General features: G+C 38.4%; 15 protein-coding genes. 1 reads left to right on the top strand and 14 read right to left on the bottom strand.

From position 1 onward, the window contains the following. From prfA to GHT08_RS05610, 10 genes are all read right to left on the bottom strand, one after another. Positions 1-1,071 (bottom strand): peptide chain release factor 1, encoded by a 1,071-nt coding sequence (prfA, locus tag GHT08_RS05655; RefSeq protein ID WP_163580465.1) that lies wholly within the window; start codon positions 1,069-1,071, stop codon positions 1-3. Between the two features lie 69 nt (positions 1,072-1,140). Next, entirely contained in the window at positions 1,141-1,752 is a 612-nt protein-coding gene (locus GHT08_RS05650; protein WP_163580464.1) for a thymidine kinase, read from the bottom strand. 192 nt (positions 1,753-1,944) lie between these two features. Then, positions 1,945-2,190 carry a type B 50S ribosomal protein L31 gene (locus GHT08_RS05645; protein ID WP_018930801.1) on the bottom strand — a complete coding sequence of 82 codons (246 nt, stop codon included), beginning with the start codon at positions 2,188-2,190 and terminating at the stop codon, positions 1,945-1,947. A 133-nt stretch (positions 2,191-2,323) separates the two neighbouring features. Next, positions 2,324-3,610 carry a transcription termination factor Rho gene (gene rho / locus GHT08_RS05640; RefSeq protein ID WP_163580463.1) on the bottom strand — a complete coding sequence of 429 codons (1,287 nt, stop codon included), beginning with the start codon at positions 3,608-3,610 and terminating at the stop codon, positions 2,324-2,326. A 951-nt stretch (positions 3,611-4,561) separates the two neighbouring features. Then, on the bottom strand, positions 4,562-5,848 hold the full coding sequence (locus GHT08_RS05635) for a UDP-N-acetylglucosamine 1-carboxyvinyltransferase (protein WP_163580462.1): 1,287 nt from the start codon (positions 5,846-5,848) through the stop codon (positions 4,562-4,564). Positions 5,849-6,289: 441 nt separating this feature from the next. Next, positions 6,290-7,144 (bottom strand): class II fructose-1,6-bisphosphate aldolase, encoded by an 855-nt coding sequence (gene fba, locus GHT08_RS05630; protein ID WP_163580461.1) that lies wholly within the window; start codon positions 7,142-7,144, stop codon positions 6,290-6,292. 182 nt (positions 7,145-7,326) lie between these two features. Then, positions 7,327-7,686, bottom strand: a complete 360-nt coding sequence (locus GHT08_RS05625; protein WP_163580460.1) for a response regulator — start codon at positions 7,684-7,686, stop codon at positions 7,327-7,329. A gap of 270 nt (positions 7,687-7,956) precedes the next feature. Beyond that, a complete protein-coding gene (locus GHT08_RS05620; RefSeq protein ID WP_163580459.1) occupies positions 7,957-9,555 on the bottom strand; it encodes a CTP synthase in 1,599 nt (532 codons plus the stop codon). Positions 9,556-9,943: 388 nt separating this feature from the next. After that, positions 9,944-10,453 carry a DNA-directed RNA polymerase subunit delta gene (rpoE, locus tag GHT08_RS05615; protein WP_163580458.1) on the bottom strand — a complete coding sequence of 170 codons (510 nt, stop codon included), beginning with the start codon at positions 10,451-10,453 and terminating at the stop codon, positions 9,944-9,946. Positions 10,454-10,564: 111 nt separating this feature from the next. Beyond that, on the bottom strand, positions 10,565-11,152 hold the full coding sequence (locus GHT08_RS05610; protein WP_163580457.1) for a P-loop nucleotide/nucleoside kinase family protein: 588 nt from the start codon (positions 11,150-11,152) through the stop codon (positions 10,565-10,567). Positions 11,153-11,282: 130 nt separating this feature from the next. Between GHT08_RS05610 and GHT08_RS05605 the strand changes: the two genes are divergently transcribed. Then, the gene (locus GHT08_RS05605; RefSeq protein WP_163580456.1) at positions 11,283-12,422 is read left to right on the top strand and encodes a phospholipase D-like domain-containing protein; all 1,140 of its coding nucleotides are present in this window, start codon (positions 11,283-11,285) and stop codon (positions 12,420-12,422) included. A gap of 412 nt (positions 12,423-12,834) precedes the next feature. Here GHT08_RS05605 and argS read toward each other — a convergent pair whose 3' ends face one another. The 4 genes from argS to speB all read right to left on the bottom strand — a co-directional run bounded on the left by argS (position 12,835) and on the right by speB (position 16,943). Beyond that, a complete protein-coding gene (gene argS, locus GHT08_RS05600) occupies positions 12,835-14,502 on the bottom strand; it encodes an arginine--tRNA ligase (RefSeq protein ID WP_163580455.1) in 1,668 nt (555 codons plus the stop codon). Between the two features lie 13 nt (positions 14,503-14,515). Next, on the bottom strand, positions 14,516-14,944 hold the full coding sequence (locus tag GHT08_RS05595) for a YwiB family protein (protein ID WP_163580454.1): 429 nt from the start codon (positions 14,942-14,944) through the stop codon (positions 14,516-14,518). 13 nt (positions 14,945-14,957) lie between these two features. After that, positions 14,958-15,995, bottom strand: coding sequence for an AimR family lysis-lysogeny pheromone receptor (locus tag GHT08_RS05590; RefSeq protein ID WP_163580453.1), 1,038 nt, complete (start codon positions 15,993-15,995; stop codon positions 14,958-14,960). A 75-nt stretch (positions 15,996-16,070) separates the two neighbouring features. Then, complete coding sequence (gene speB / locus GHT08_RS05585; protein ID WP_163580452.1) at positions 16,071-16,943, bottom strand: agmatinase; 873 nt, start codon at positions 16,941-16,943, stop codon at positions 16,071-16,073. Positions 16,944-16,956: the final 13 nt, after the last annotated feature.

Here is a 16,956-nt window from a genome sequence, read left to right as displayed (position 1 = left end):
TTATTCACCGATTTCTTCCATTTTCTTCGCTTGTTCTTCGATGATAAGTGCATCGATTACTTCTTCCAGCTTACCTTCTAAGATTTGATCAAGCTTTTGAATGGTCAGACCGATACGGTGGTCTGTTACACGATTTTGCGGGAAGTTATACGTTCTGATCCGCTCTGAACGATCACCAGAACCGACAGCAGATTTACGTGTTTGATCATATTCTGCTTGTGCTTCCTGTTGGAATTTATCATAAATACGAGCACGTAAAACTTTCATCGCTTTTTCTTTGTTTTTAATTTGCGATTTTTCGTCTTGAATCGATACAACTATTCCTGTTGGTTCATGCGTTAATCGGACTGCAGACATCGTGGTATTTACCGATTGTCCACCAGGACCACTAGACGCAAAGGTATCAACGCGGATATCTTTTTCATTAATGTCGATTTCCACTTCTTCTGCTTCCGGCATAACGACTACGGTTGCTGTTGAAGTGTGAATACGCCCGCCCGATTCAGTTTCCGGTACTCGTTGTACACGGTGGGCACCATTTTCAAACTTTAATTTCGAGTAGGCGCCAGTTCCATTGATCATGAAAACAACTTCTTTAAATCCACCAACACCAGTCGTATTGGAGTCCATTATATCAATTTTCCAGCCTTGTGATTCCGCATAACGGGAATACATTCTGAATAAATCTCCAGCAAAAAGGGCTGCTTCATCCCCTCCAGCTGCACCGCGAACCTCCATAATAACGTTTTTGTCATCGTTAGGATCTTTCGGTAGTAATAAAATTTTCAGACGTTCTTCCAACTCTTCTTTTTGATCAGAAAGCTCCGCAACTTCCATCTTTGCCATTTCGCGCATTTCATCATCAAGATCGTCTTCTAACATCTCTTTAGCATCATCTAGTTGTGTAGAGACATCTTTATATTCACGATAAGCTGAAATCACATCTTGAAGATCTGATTGCTCTTTCGAATACTCTCTTAATTTTTTCGAATCATTAATGACTTCAGGGTCACTTAATAATTCATTCAATTTATCATAACGTGCTTCTAACGATTCTAAGCGATCTAACACGTTCTTCACCTCTTTCTCCGATTAGCAAAACTTCACTATGATACAGTATATTAAAAATAACGGAGACCGTCAAAATCTACTATGTGCTTTTAATTTACTTTTCGGATGATTTGGAACGTCGTGGTGATGTCTGCAACGCGGTTCATATGCTTCTTTGGCACCAACTAAAATAACAGGATCATCATAGGAAGCAGGACTGCCATTAATTAAACGTTGGGTTCTGCTTGCAGGTGAACCACAGACGGGACATACTGCATTTAATTTGGTGACAAATTCACTAATCGCCAAAAGCTGTGGCATCGGTCCAAATGGTTCACCGCGGAAATCTGTATCTAATCCTGCAAGAACAACACGATGACCTCTATCAGCCAGTTCTGACACGATATGAATAATATCATCATCAAAGAATTGTACTTCATCGATTCCGATTAGATCAATATCATCCGTAATGTCTTCTAATATGTCAATTGCTCGTTTGACAGGTTTTGCTACTAACTCTGACCCATTATGGGAAACGACACATTCATCTTTATAACGATTGTCAATTAGTGGTTTATATACAGCAACAGAGAGGTTACCGTAAGTTGCGCGACGTACTCTGCGAATTAATTCTTCTGATTTGCCTGAAAACATGCTTCCGCATATTAGTTCAATCCAACCGGCATGCTTCATAATGTGCATGATAATGTTGCCCCTTCCAGCATTATTGTTTCTCTATATTTAAACATTTTACCATGTTTTTCGTATAAATATGTAGCTGATTACATTGTCCAGCCTCTAAACATCAAATAAAAAACAGGCAAATTTTTGGTGCATTTGCCTGTTTCAAGGATTTGTATCCTATTATATCGTCGTACAGTGAAAAAATACCAATTAGCTAAGGTTGTATTTTTTCTTGAATCGGTCAACACGACCGCCGACTTTATCAGCTTTTTGCTTACCAGTATAGAACGGGTGAGAAGCTGAGCTGATTTCTACACGGATTAATGGGTAAGTATTGCCATCTTCCCATTCAATTGTCTCTTCAGATGTTGTAGTAGATCCGCCTAGAAATTTGTAGTCAGAGCTTGTATCAAGAAATACAACTTTGTGGTATTCTGGATGAATATCTTTTTTCATGTCTGTCCACTCCTTTTGCCCTGAATCCTGAGGAAACAGAGTTAGATTCATGCTTGCTGAGCATTTTTGTCATACAGAAGAATTATAACAACCTAAAGCACTGTTTGCAAGGGTATTTTATTATTTGCGTGAATTAACTTGATTTCTTCGTTCCTTTACGCTTCATTTCTTCTTCTAATACCGATAAAAATTCCTCGTTACTCTTAGTCGAACGTAATTTACGTAAGAAACGTTCTAAGAAATCAGGTGAATCCTGCATACTTTTGCGAATTGCCCACATTTTTTCGAGATGTGTTTTCGATACAAGTAGTTCTTCTTTTCTAGTACTAGAACGTAAAATATCAATTGCCGGGAAAATACGACGTTGTGCTAAATTACGATCCAAGTGTAGTTCCATATTGCCTGTACCTTTAAATTCTTCATAGATTACATCGTCCATACGTGAACCTGTCTCTACTAGGGCTGTTGCCAGAATAGTGAAGCTTCCACCATCTTCAATATTTCTTGCGGCACCGAAGAAGCGTTTTGGTCTATGGAAAGCAGCAGGGTCAATACCACCGGATAACGTTCTTCCACTTGGCGGAATCACAAGGTTATAAGCACGGGCAAGACGTGTAATACTATCCATAAGAACGACGACATCTTTTTTGTGCTCAACAAGTCGCATCGCACGTTCTAACACTAGTTCAGCTACTTTAATATGATTTTCCGGTACTTCGTCAAACGTGGAGCTGACAACATCGACATTCTCATCAACAGAACGCTCTATATCAGTTACTTCTTCGGGACGTTCGTCCACTAAAAGTATGATGAGTTTCGTGTTCGGATGATTTTTGGTAATACTATTTGCAATTTGCTTAAGAAGCATCGTTTTACCTGCTTTTGGCGGAGCAACAATTAAACCACGTTGGCCGTAACCTACAGGTGTTAATAAATCCATGATTCTAGTTGAAATCAACTTTGTATCCGTTTCTAAATTCATCAAGCGATCTGGATATAGCGGTGTTAAAGCCGGGAAATGAACACGTTCTTTCGCTGCTTCCGGATCTTCACCATTTACGGCATCTACATGTAATAGTCCGTAATATCGTTCATTTTCTTTTGGCGGACGTACTTTACCAGATACTTTGTCACCATTACGTAAGTCAAAACGACGAATTTGAGATGCAGAAATATAAATATCTTCTGCACTAGGTGAATAATTGATTGGACGGAGGAAACCGAAGCCTTCTGTTGGGATGATTTCTAAAATACCATCCATAAATAAATAGCCGCTTTTTTCCGCTTGTGCTTTTAATATCGCAAATATTAGTTCTTTTTTTGTTAATTTTGCGTAATAAGATACTTTGAATTCTTTTGCTTTAGCATAAAGTTCTTTTAATGTCATCTGTTCTAGTTCTGAAATTGTTACTTCACTCACAAAATCACCACACCTATTTTTTTATTATATATTCCATCTTCATGTAATTTTCGAGATTAACAGTTTGTAGATTTTAAACGTGGGGAACCTAATCAATCTGACAAATTGATCTTTCGTTTGTTTATACATTTGTTTTATCTGTCTATGGTCAATCAATATATGGAAACTCAATGGGAGCACCGAGATCGCTTGAAATCTCAAGAAGAGTATGAGATGGAAGCACCTTCATCCAACCCGTTTGCAGGATGATATTGGAAGAACTCAATTACTTGGAATAAATGAGTCAATGATATTCTTTCTATATAGTACATGGTTACAACTATATATTCAACTAATTTTTATGAAAAAGTGATTTTTTTGTAAAATTAATGTGAATTTTCAAGGAATGGTTAGGTAAAACTTTATTTTATCCACTTTGACTAAACCGTCATGAATTGTTGATACATACTACGAAGTAATGAAAGTTTTGTTTGTTCGAAGTAGTGCAGCAATTAGATGTGCGGCAATCTAAGACATCATTTTGAAATATATAGGGATGATTACTACCACTCCGGCTGCCCACTTCCCTTTCCGTGGCGTTTGCCCTTCAGCTAACTTTTTCGAGCAAAAACCGCTCGAAAAAGTGGATCTTCAGGTCAAACGATTCCCACAGGAGTGGAAGTGGGCGGCCTTTGTTAAAATATGCTCCACAACACTAATCCGAAATCAGCCAGTCGATTTTTCCACCATATGTAGCATAGGAAACAAAACAGAAAATTAAAATCCAAGATTTCATTTCTTTCTATAATTAAAGAACAAAAATAGCGTAGGCAGAATACGGAGACTCCTATGGGACTCACAGATGACAACACTTCTCAAAATAACAGACGGAGGAGAGTAAATCCATGCACACTTTATGCATCATTTTCCTAATATGCAACAGAAAAGAGAGACTTCGTGGTCTCTCTTTCTTTAGGAATTCTGAAATTGTTGTATCTCTTTTTCAGTCATTTCTTCTCGCCAAACTCGGGCACCGAGCTCGTCTAATTTCTCTGTTAGGTTAGCATAGCCTCTGTCAATATGTTCCAACCCTGTAATCTCCGTTACTCCATTTGCCATTAGACCGGCAACAATCAGAGATGCACCTGCTCGTAAATCACTCGCCTTTACTTTTGCACCCTCCAACGGTGTAGGTCCTTGGACAATGGCTGAACTTCCTTCTACTTTAATTTGAGCATTCATTCTTCTTAATTCATCGATATGTTTAAAGCGTGCTTGGTATATAGTATCTGTGACAACTCCTGTACCTTCTGCTTTTGTCAATAATGCTGTAAAAGGTTGCTGCAAATCCGTTGGAAAACCAGGATGTACAAGGGTTTTGATATCAACACTTTTGAGCCCATTTCCTCTATGTAGAAGTAATTGCTCTTCCCCTTCTTCTATCTGTACACCCATTTCCCTTAATTTGGCCAACAATGGTTCAAGGTGTTGCGGAATAACATTATCAATCAAAACTTTCTCGCCTTGAGCAGCGGCCATTATCGTATAGGTACCTGCCTCAATACGATCGGGAATAATAGTATGCATGCATCCAGTTAATTGCTCTACACCATCAATACGAATAACGTCCGTACCTGCACCCTTAATTCTCGCACCCATACTGGTTAGCAAGGTGGCTACATCAATAATTTCCGGTTCTCTTGCTGCATTCTCAATAACTGTACGTCCTTTTGCTTTAACAGCAGCAAGCATAATATTGATCGTTGCACCTACACTGATAACATCCAAATAAATACGGGCACCTTTCAGTTCTTTTGCTCGTAAATAAATAGCTCCTTGTTCATTCGTAACGGTCGCACCGAGGGCTTCAAAGCCCTTAATATGCTGGTCAATTGGTCTTGGACCAAGGTAACAGCCACCAGGTAAACCAATCACCGCTTCCTTAAAACGCCCCAGCATAGCACCCATAAAATAATAAGATGCTCTCAATTTTTTAACACGTCCATTTGGTAGCGGCATAGCTGTCATGTGAGCAGGATCTATATGAACCGTCTGTCCTTTTCGCTCTACTTCCCCGCCAATTTCCTCTAGTAAATAGCTTAACGTTTCTACATCAGAGATATCTGGTAATCCTTCAATAATTACTTTTGTATCTGCCAATATAGAAGCTGGTAATAATGCTACCGCACTATTTTTAGCACCACTGATCCGAACGTTTCCATTTAATAAATGACCGCCCTCTATAAGCAACTTCTGCATATATTTCCCTCACTTTCAAGGATTCCTGTAAACATACAGCAACAACAATATTATTAACTTATTCTGTACGAAACCTGCCAATATTATGTAATAAAAACAAACTTAAAATCATTATATCTCATTTTCGAGTGATTTAAAACAGGAGATTGAGACAAGGGAAAGTAGATCGATTAATTTCTGGAGTGATTTAATGTGAACTATTCGGATTTACTATCGACTTCGGGTCGTTTTCTGGTAACTTTCTGGATTTACTGGCAACTTCGAGCTGTTTTCTGGCAACTTTTCGGATTTACTGGCAACTTCGGGCCGTTTTCTGGCAACTTTTCGGATTTACTGGCAACTTCGAGCTGTTTTCTGGCAACTTTTCGGATTTACTGGCAACTTCTATTATCAATGCAGAAAAAAACCATACTCACTTAAGAGTATGGTTTTTAAATGAATTTATGCTTTACCTGAAGAACCGAATTCGCGCATTTTACCGATTACTGTATCTTTAATCGCGTCACGACCTGGTCCTAAATATTTACGTGGATCGATCATTTCTGGGTTCGCTTCTAATACTTCACGAACTACTTTTGTTTGTTGAATTTGGTTTTCTGTATTTACATTGATTTTAGATGTACCATAGGAGATTGCTTTTTGAATATCTGCAACTGGGATACCAGTTCCACCGTGAAGTACTAATGGTACTCCAGCTACTGTGTTGATTTCTTCCATTTCTTTGAAGCCTAAGTTTGGTTCACCTTGGTAAGGACCGTGAACTGAACCTAATGCTGGTGCAAGACAGTCAACTCCAGTACGTTCAACTAGCTCTTTACATTCGTTTGTATCAGCATACATGATACCACCTTGTACACCATCTTCATTACCACCAACTGTACCAAGTTCTGCTTCAACAGATACTCCGTGGAAGTGTGCAAGTTCTACTACTTTAGAAGTTACAGCAATATTTTCTTCAAACGGATCGTGTGATGCGTCAATCATTACAGAAGTGAAACCTGCATGGATTGCTTTTGCACAAGACTCAAAGCTTGAACCATGATCTAAGTGGATTGCTACAGGAACGGTTGTACCTTGTGCTTCCATTGTAGCTTTTACCATTGCTACGACTACATTGAAACCACCCATGTATTTTCCAGCACCTTCAGATACACCAAGGATTACCGGTGATTTTTCTTCTTCAGCTGCTTGAAGAATAGCTTGTACATACTCTAGGTTATTAAGATTAAATTGACCTACAGCATAACGATTTTTATTAGCTGTTTCAAGCATTTCTTTCATTGAAACTAATGGCATAATTGCTCCTCCTTTAAGGTATGTATATACAATTGATTTAACAATCGATCCTCTTACGAAAGATTGCACCCATTAATAGAATACCAATTCCGACAAAAAGGTGCAACAAAACAATCGATAGTAAACGCTTACCCCCCGCAATTTTCTCAAAATCTTTGAACCATTGCAGAAAATTTAATCAGTTATTCCAAAATCTTCTTCAGTAATTGTCTGATATCATTTAATTGAAATGGCTTTCCTATAGTTTTGGACACAGATTTTAGATTTTGTACATCATCTTCAGCTTTCTCTGGCAAACCACTCATTATAATAGTTGGAATGACGATATTATCATTTTCCAATTTCTTGACTAATGTTGGACCATCGATGATTGGCAACTTATAATCTAACATAATCAAATCAGGCTTATTATCCAAAATTTTGTCTAACGCTTCTTTGCCATTTAAAGCTAATTCTACATTATACCCTTCTTGCTGAATTACTTCCTCAAGTAACAGCCGAATACCAATTTGATCATCGACTACTAATACTGTTTTGCTCATGCTCTGCCAGCTCCTTTATGTTTTTCTATTTATATATATTTAGTTGCTTGATACATTGTCATAAATTGCGAATTGGCGTCCATTTTGTAATAAGCCCTTTTTCTTATAGTTCGATATGATAGACGAAAATCCTGCAATATTCGTAGTATTTTATTAATTTTGTCTTTATTTGAGCTGAATAAAAGCAAAAACAAAGCGATTTTAGGTAAAAAGAAACCGTCATAGTAATGTACTATGACGATTAGTAAAATGGAACTTCTTCCCACATTATTATTTGTTTACGGCTGCGTTGATAAAGCCTTTAAACAATTGTTGTGGTCGAGTTGGTCTTGATTTGAATTCTGGATGGAACTGTGATGCGACAAACCACGGGTGGTCGTTTAGCTCGATTGTTTCTACTAGTTTTTCATCAGGGCTTGTCCCTGAGAAAATAAAGCCATTTTGTTCCATCTGATTGCGATATTGATTATTAAATTCAAAGCGGTGACGATGGCGTTCATATACCACATCTTCATTATGATAGGCATCTTTTGTTTTTGTTCCTTCTTTTAAGCGGCAAGGATACAAACCTAAACGTAATGTTCCGCCAAGATCAGAAATATCTTTTTGCTCTGGTAAAAGGTCGATAATCGGGTGTGGTGTATTTGGATCAATTTCAGCTGAATTAGCCCCTTCTAATCCTAACACATTACGTGCGAATTCAACCGTTGCCAGCTGCATACCTAAACAAATACCTAAGAAAGGTAATTTGGTTTCACGAGCAAAACGGATTGCTTCAATTTTACCTTCAATGCCACGATCCCCGAAGCCACCTGGTACTAATAATCCATCAACGTCTGCTAATTCCTCTGCCACATTTTCAGCACACACTTTTTCCGCGTTAATCCATTTCACGTCGACATCTGCATCATGTGCGAACCCTGCATGTTTTAATGCTTCTACAACAGAGATATATGCATCTGGTAATTCTACATATTTACCTACAAGTCCTATTGTGACTTTTTTCGAAAGGTTCAGTACTCTTTCCACTAATTCGTTCCATTCTGTCATATCTGCTGGACCACAGTCTAAACCAAAGTGATCACATGTTAGTTGATCCAGTTTTTGTTCCTGCATTGCTAAAGGGATATGATAAAGGGTATCAGCATCACCTGATTCGACAACTGCTTTTTCATCAATATCACAGAATAATGCGATTTTCTCTTTCATTTCCTGGCTGATTTCATGTTCTGTACGCAATACAATTACATCGGGCTGGATACCTAATGAGCGTAATTCCTTCACACTATGCTGGGTTGGTTTGGTTTTTAATTCTCCAGCTGCTGTAATATAAGGAACTAATGTACAGTGAATATACATGACATTCTCTCTACCAATGTTACTTTTAATTTGGCGAATTGCTTCAATAAAAGGTAACGACTCAATGTCGCCAACAGTACCACCAATTTCAGTAATGACGATATCTGCGTTTGTTTGCTTTCCTGCTTGGAATACTTTGTCTTTAATTTCGTTCGTAATATGCGGAATAACTTGAACAGTTCCACCTAGATAATCACCACGACGTTCTTTCTTAATAACCGTTGAATAGATTTTACCTGTTGTAATGTTACTGTATTGGTTTAGGTTGATATCGATAAATCGTTCATAGTGACCTAAGTCCAAGTCTGTTTCAGCACCATCATCTGTTACAAACACTTCACCATGTTGGTAAGGGCTCATCGTTCCCGGGTCAACATTGATGTAGGGGTCGAACTTTTGAATGGTTACTTTTAATCCTCTGTTTTTTAAAAGGCGGCCTAGAGATGCTGCTGTGATTCCTTTTCCAATGGAAGAAACAACACCACCAGTTACAAAGATATATTTCGTCACACTGTATCCCTCTTTCTTTTGTAATTGTTCTATCTTTTGCTTAGTATTCTGTTTTTATAATAGTAGGCATACTAAGCTTGATGATAAAATGATTTAAGGGGATGTTCAAAAAGTCCGGGAAAAATTGCTTTGAATCTCTGCGTCAGCTTACTTCTCCGGTCCTCACGTATTGAAAGGCATACGCTCCGGTCCTCAAAGGCTGCGCTTCCTTGATCTTCTTTGCCCTTTTTGTCCTCCTTTTTGAACATACACTTTAAATAATAATTGCTTGTTAAAAAATAAAAAGCGCTCCCCTTGAGCAGGGGAACGCTGTGAAATTCCATTAATTTATGGAGCCCAATAAAAATTTTACTCAGAAGCTTGTGGAAAGTCAAGTACTCTGATGGAACTATTTTTCTAGTTCGTCATTTGTGTCAAAATCATCATCTACTTCTTCTTCGAGGTCATCATCATCGAAGTCAAAGTCATCATCCACGATGTCATCTGTATCTAGATCCTCATCGAAGCCAGTTAAATCCTCATCACCAATAACTGTTTCATCAAGATCTTCTGTTTCCTCCAATGGTTCCACTGGAGCTTTTTTCTTCTTCGCTTTTTTCTTTTTCTTCTTTTTCGGTACAGGAGTAATGTCTTCATCAATCTCTTCTACCGGATACCATCTTTTTAATCCCCACAGGTTAGAACCTTTCGTCATAAAACGGCCATCTATATTTAAATCAGTATAAAATTGCGAAATCCAGGCGTCTTTTTCCGTCTCGGATAATTCCTTTAACTTTGCAACACGTTCAAAGATTTCACGGAAATCCATTGCCTTGTTTTCTTCTTCTAAAATTAACGTTGCAATATCAATCATTGCCAATTCATCTATTCTTTCTTTTGTTAAGTCCTTTAAACTCACGCTTTAGCACTCCTTTTTATCTAATCTATGTAAACAAATTCACTGACTAGTTAAGTTCTACCATCATATTATATGGCTTTGTGAATTGAATTGCAACAATCTTTAAGGAAGCTATTTTTGAATGAAACTTACCAGCTTATCAACCTTTTCTTCCGTTAAATCACCGGAATTATCAAAAATGTTGATGTTTTCTTTTGGGATATCCCAATTAATGGTTGGTACAAAATCTACTCTAGTTTCATAAGAATCCCAATTTTCCAACTTCCATGTATCACGGTCTGTGCCTCGCTCTTCAATTCGTTTACGTTGTTGCTCCATATCCTGCAATGTTACAACTACAACCTTCACATCAACCTCTGCTTTGGATTTGCCACTTGCTGCAATTACTTCTTCGATCCATTCTTTATTTTTTAACTCTGCAGTAAACGGTGAAATCATAAAAACATTTTGTCCAACACGTAAGTTTTCAATACATATATCTTTCGTTGTATCATACTCTAAATCGCGAAGGTTTTCCTTATAAAATGTTGAATCACGATCTTTTGGATCTAGATCATTCATTTCTAGAAAACGTTCTACAAAACGTCCCCCAACTGTATCACGATCAAGAAATGCACAAGAGATATCTTCTGATACTTTTTCTGCTACTGTTGTTTTACCTGTTCCTGCTACACCTACAAAAAACACTAATTTTTGCACGATTAACACCTCTTTTATTTATCTGTCCTTCTATATGTTAACTTATTATCGGGAAAAACGCATCCATTATGATGCTTATGATTTTAACCTTTTTTGGGTATAGTAACAAGAAGAAAAGAGGGAAAAATATATGTTTTGGATAATCATCCTTTTTATTCTCTTACTAATTATTGATTTCCAACTTGGCCGTTTTCTTGTTTCCCATCGTAATAAAAGTCAGAGTTGGCGGACCACTACTGAAGAAGTCGAATTGTTTGCTGACGGGAATTCACTATTTGAGACGATGCTTTCCGATCTCGAGAAAGCCACTGAGTCGATTGATATACAATTTTTTATCATTCGTAATGATCGAATTAGTAACCAGTTTTATACCCTGCTCACACGTAAACATGCGGAAGGAGTTCGTGTCAGGTTGTTGGCCGACTGGGTGGGCAGTTTTAAATTTCGCGAAAAATGGCTTGACCAAAAATTTTCCATGCGCAAAATGAATCCCCCGCGCTTTCCTTTCTTCTACCATCTACAACAGCGGAACCATCGCAAAGTGCTTGTAATTGATCAGAAGATTAGCTACCTTGGCGGCTTTAATTTAGGTGATGAATATGTTGGCAAAGATGTGAAACTGGGAAGATGGCGTGATTATCATTTGCGAATGGTTGGGGAAATTAGCGAAGTGTTACGGAACAGCTTTGCTATCGATTGGGGAGAAACAAATACTAGCCAAAATGCTCAAACTGGTGATGTACAGGTATTAGCGACGGAAGGGGATCTATTGGAGCATACATTGTTGGATTATATAAAGACAGCAAACCAATCGATTGAAATCGGTTCTCCTTATTTTGTACCCACCCGACAACTTGCAGAGGCTCTTATGGCGGCATTGGTAAGAGGTGTTGAGGTGACCATCTTAATTCCAGCAAAAGCGGATCATATTGTGGCTAAGGCTGCAGCTCTCCCTTATTTGAGAAAACTGAAAGAACACGGTGCAACCATTCATCTCTATGTTGATGGCTTTTTTCATGCAAAAGTGATATTCTTTGATCGAAAAACTTGTGATGTAGGTACAGCCAATTTCGACCGCAGAAGTCTGCAGTTGAATCAGGAGTTAAATCTGATCGTTAGCCATGAGCACCCTATTTACCAGAAAATGCGCAAAGCCTATGACGTCGATATCAGCAACAGCAAAATAATGACAGATAATTGGCTCACACACCAACCGCTGTACCTTAGAATCTTGTCTTGGGTTAGCATCCCATTCCGGATCTTTTTATGATCGGTTTGGAGCACCTTTCATTTCGTATTTCATTCACCCTATAACGTTTGGCACTAAATCAAGATATACTAAGTACCAAATTTCCTTTCTGCATGATTAGATTTGGTACTTAATTGCAATTTAAGTACCGTTTTGGCTTCTTCAAGATTAAATATGGCACTTAGTTCAAAAGGTGTTATTAAGAAAAGCGCAGAACGCCCGCTTAAAAACGTAGCGACTGGAGCTAATCAACTGAGATAAAGGAATCACTGAGCAAAGCGAACCGATGATGACTTATCGGAGGGCGATTCGTGAAGTCGCCTAGTTTTTGGCGCTCGGAGCTAGACATCTCCGCAAATTTTATACTTTCCTTACAAGTCAAAAGAAAAAGGGTAGCCATAAGTCTTTAACTAAACTTATGACTAGCCCTTTCTTACATACTTTCCGGTGCGTGGACACCGATTAGTTTCATTCCGTTTGCCAGTGTGATGCGAACTGCTTGCATTAATGCGAGTCGTGCTTTTGTTGCATCTAAATCAGTTTCATTGATTACTTTTTCGGCATTGTAGAAGCTGTGTAAGTTTGCTGCAAGATCAAAAATGTATTGAGTGATGCGATGTGGTGTGCGGTTTTGTGCTGCATCGGCAACCACTTGGGTAAACTCGCCCAGCTTTTTCAATAAATCTTCTGCTTTCTCAGACTGCAAAATGGTTGCATCATAATCTGTAAAGTTGATTCCCTTCTCTTCTGCTTGCTTAAGCATCGTACAAATACGTGCGTGCGCATATTGTACATAATAAACTGGGTTATCGTTAGACTCTGACTTGGCTAAGTCCATATCAAAGTCTAGATGAGAGTCTGCTGAGCGCATAACGAAGAAATAACGCATGGCATCAATACCGACTTCTTCCATTAACTCTCTTAATGTTACTGCTTTACCAGTACGTTTACTCATCTTTACCTTTTCGCCATTTTCAAAAAGATTGACCATTTGAATGATTTCCACTTCCAATGTATCGGCATCATAGCCTAAAGCTTGGATTGCTGCGCGCATTCTTGGGATATACCCGTGGTGGTCTGCGCCCCAAATGTTAATCAGCTTATCAAAGCCGCGATCAAGCTTATTTTTATGATAAGCGATATCTGGTGACAAATACGTATAAGAACCGTCTTGCTTGACTAAAACACGATCCTTATCATCTCCGAAATCCGTAGTGCGGAACCATGTCGCACCATCTTGTTCATAGATATAGCCTTTTTCTTTTAATAATTCAATTGCCGGGACAATTTTGTTTTCTTCATATAAGGATGTTTCGGAGAACCAATTATCAAAGGTTACACGGAATTGTGCTAGATCCTCTGCTAATTTATCTAATTCGAATTTCAATCCATATTCACGGAAAAAGGATTGCTGCTCTTCTTCTGATTTTTCCAACAACGCTTCTCCGTGTTCCTTTGCTAACGTTTCCCCGATTCCGATAATATCGGCACCATGATAACCGTCCTCTGGCATTGGGAATTCTTTCCCGAAAGCTTGCATATAACGTGCTTGGACGGATAACGCTAGGTTATTAATTTGATTACCAGCATCATTAATGTAATATTCACGCTGCACATCATAGCCTGCTTTAGCTAAAATATTGCACAGTGCATCACCGACAGAAGCACCACGAGCATGACCAAGGTGCAAGTCTCCTGTTGGGTTGGCTGAAACGAACTCTACTTGAATCTTTTCGCCATTACCAGTGTTTGATGCTCCGTAGCTTTCAGCTTGTTCTAAAATAGTTGGAATTAAATTTGTTAAGTATTGATTGTTGATGAAAAAATTGATAAAGCCTGGACCGGCGATATCGACACTTTTAATTGAAGCTTTCGATTGATCTAATTGTGCAACAATGTCTTCTGCAATTTGGCGTGGTGCTTTTTTAGCGACCTTAGCCAGTTGCATCGCGATATTCGTTGCATAATCACCGTGCGCTTTGTCCTTCGGTTGCTCGAGGACAACAGCAGGGATTTCTGCTTCCGTTGCCAACTCTGCCGACAGAACCGCACGCTTTATTTCTGCCTTTAAGTTTTCCTGCATCTTTTGCATCACGTTCATACAATAACCTCCATTAGTTTTCTTTTGCTAAGCTAATCGTTAAGCGGTGACGTCTCGGTGTTTCCCCATTCAAACTGGTTTGATAACTGATGAATAATTTACCATCTTGATTTGCAACAGGTGGTTGGTATACTATTTGATCTGTTTCAGTTTCCATATGCATCGTACCAAACTGATGCCGATAAACATTTTCGGTTATTTGCTTGTTTTGGAACTTTTGCAGCATCGATACCGCTCCAGACCTTTTGACACTAACTTTGTCCGTTTGAATCGTAATCAAGGAATCAGTTTGCTCATTATTTTCGTTTGTTTCACTAAATTTCAATACAGTAGTATCATCTTTCTCCAATAAATGACCTTTTTCTTCAACAACCGTAAGATCTTTGTTTCCTAGTTCGATAATTTCCATTGTCATTTTAATGGATACGGGTGATTTGTTCATTTTATTCATCCTTCTATTGATCAAGGGCGTTTAACGCCTCAAGAGGTAATCTCGCATAAAAATAATCATCACGTTCTTCAATAAAACGTTGATAAGATGTCCGTAACAAATATTTATCCTGCTTAGCTCGTCCTAAATAATATTGTTGAAAAGGGGTAAGTTCCTCGAAACTTTCTAATATACGGATACATTTGTCTAGCTCATTTTCTGCCAAGGCAATATGGGCTTGCTCTGCCTGGTCATCACTTGTGACACCTTCTGTCTTTTTATAATAAGCGGCGATAAAAGGCAACGTGAAGTTTTTCAAACCATACATCGCTCGTTCATATTGCAATTCTCTAGCAATCTCCATTGCAACAGAAACATGATACATAGCCTGGTCATAGCTTTCAAATAAGTAACCTTGTGCTAAAATATTATGAATATCAATTTTTTTACATGGATTATTGGTGTCCGTTAATAATTGATAACCATACTTCCTTGACAAAATCAGTTCATTTCGCTTCCAATGATAAATAAACAACGTCTCATTTAATCTCGATTCCAATAAAGTATACAATAATGGATCTTTTACATGGAGAAGATCTTTTTTAATCGATTGATTAAACGTACCAATTTTGCCATACTGATGCATATCAAAGTAACAGAAAATATGAACAAGATCACGAAGTATTTTCAAAAAATATTCATCATCCTTTATCCTCAATCGATTTACGGCTTTGATATATTTTGCTGGCGCATCTGGCTTTAGTTGTTTAGATCTTAGTGTTTTCCGGTCATACATGATCTGAAAAATTCGTGATGTTTTACGAACCAGCTTGTTGGTAGCATATTCTGTCTTTTCAATTAAGAGCTTTAATTCAGGAAATAAACCATTGGCATACAAATATTCCATCGCGGCACACTGATTTGCTGCACCTTTACTTTCTAAGCAAATTTCACTCATATCTTTTATTTCATTGGGCTGACCTTTCAACTGCTGATATACAACATGTAACGGCATCTCTGTCTCATTCAACAAAAAATCTCTCACGATTTGATTCCTTTTCATGTAATATCCCCTAATCAAAATATAAACTGTAACATATTTTATCATATTTACGTCATAGTTTACATCTCGTGTGACTTATTTTACCCAACCTAACAACATTTCTCGGATAAACTTGCTCGCAGCAATTACAGTCTGTTCTGTTGGGTCATAATTTGGCGCTACTTCGACAAGATCTGCTCCGACTACATGCAGATTCGATCGAGCAATCAAATGAATAGCTGCCAATAATTCTTTTGACGAAATCCCTCCTGCTTCCGCTGTTCCTGTACCGGGTGCAAAAGCGGGATCTAATACATCAATATCTACGGTAACATAAACAGGACGACCCGCTAATTTTGGCAACACCTGCTCTAATGGCTCCGCTACAGCAAATTTCGCCATATACATACCACTTTCTTCGGCATAACGGAACTCCTCACGGTCACCAGAACGGATGCCGAAGGAAAAGACATTTTCGGGTCCGATTTTTTCACATACTTTGCGAATTGGTGTCGAATGGGATAACGGCTCGCCTTCATATTCCTCGCGCAAATCTGCATGGGCATCGATATGGATGACCGCAAGATCAGGATATTTTTCATACACCGCTTCAATAATTGGCCAACTGACCAGATGCTCGCCACCTAAACCTAATGGAAATTTTCCTTTTGCTAGAATTTGATCGATATAATCCCGAATCATCTCCAGACTACGTTTGGGATTACCAAAAGGGAGTGGAATATCACCTGCATCAAAATAATTCACTTCTTCTAAATGACGATCTAAATAAGGACTATATTCCTCTAGACCAATCGATGCTTCCCGAATCCGGTTAGGACCAAAACGTGACCCCGGACGAAAACTGACTGTCCAATCCATTGGCATCCCATAAAGGATGGCATCTGCCTCTTCAAAATCCGGGCGCGACATAATAAATACTTTTCCTGAATAGGCTTCGTCAAATCGCATTCCGCTCCCCCCT

The sequence above is a fragment of the Gracilibacillus saliphilus genome, assembly GCF_010994085.1.
Taxonomy (GTDB): Bacteria; Bacillota; Bacilli; order Bacillales; family Amphibacillaceae; genus Gracilibacillus; species Gracilibacillus lacisalsi.
Note: the sequence above shows the minus strand (reverse complement) of the source record. Positions and strands in the feature narration are given on the sequence as shown.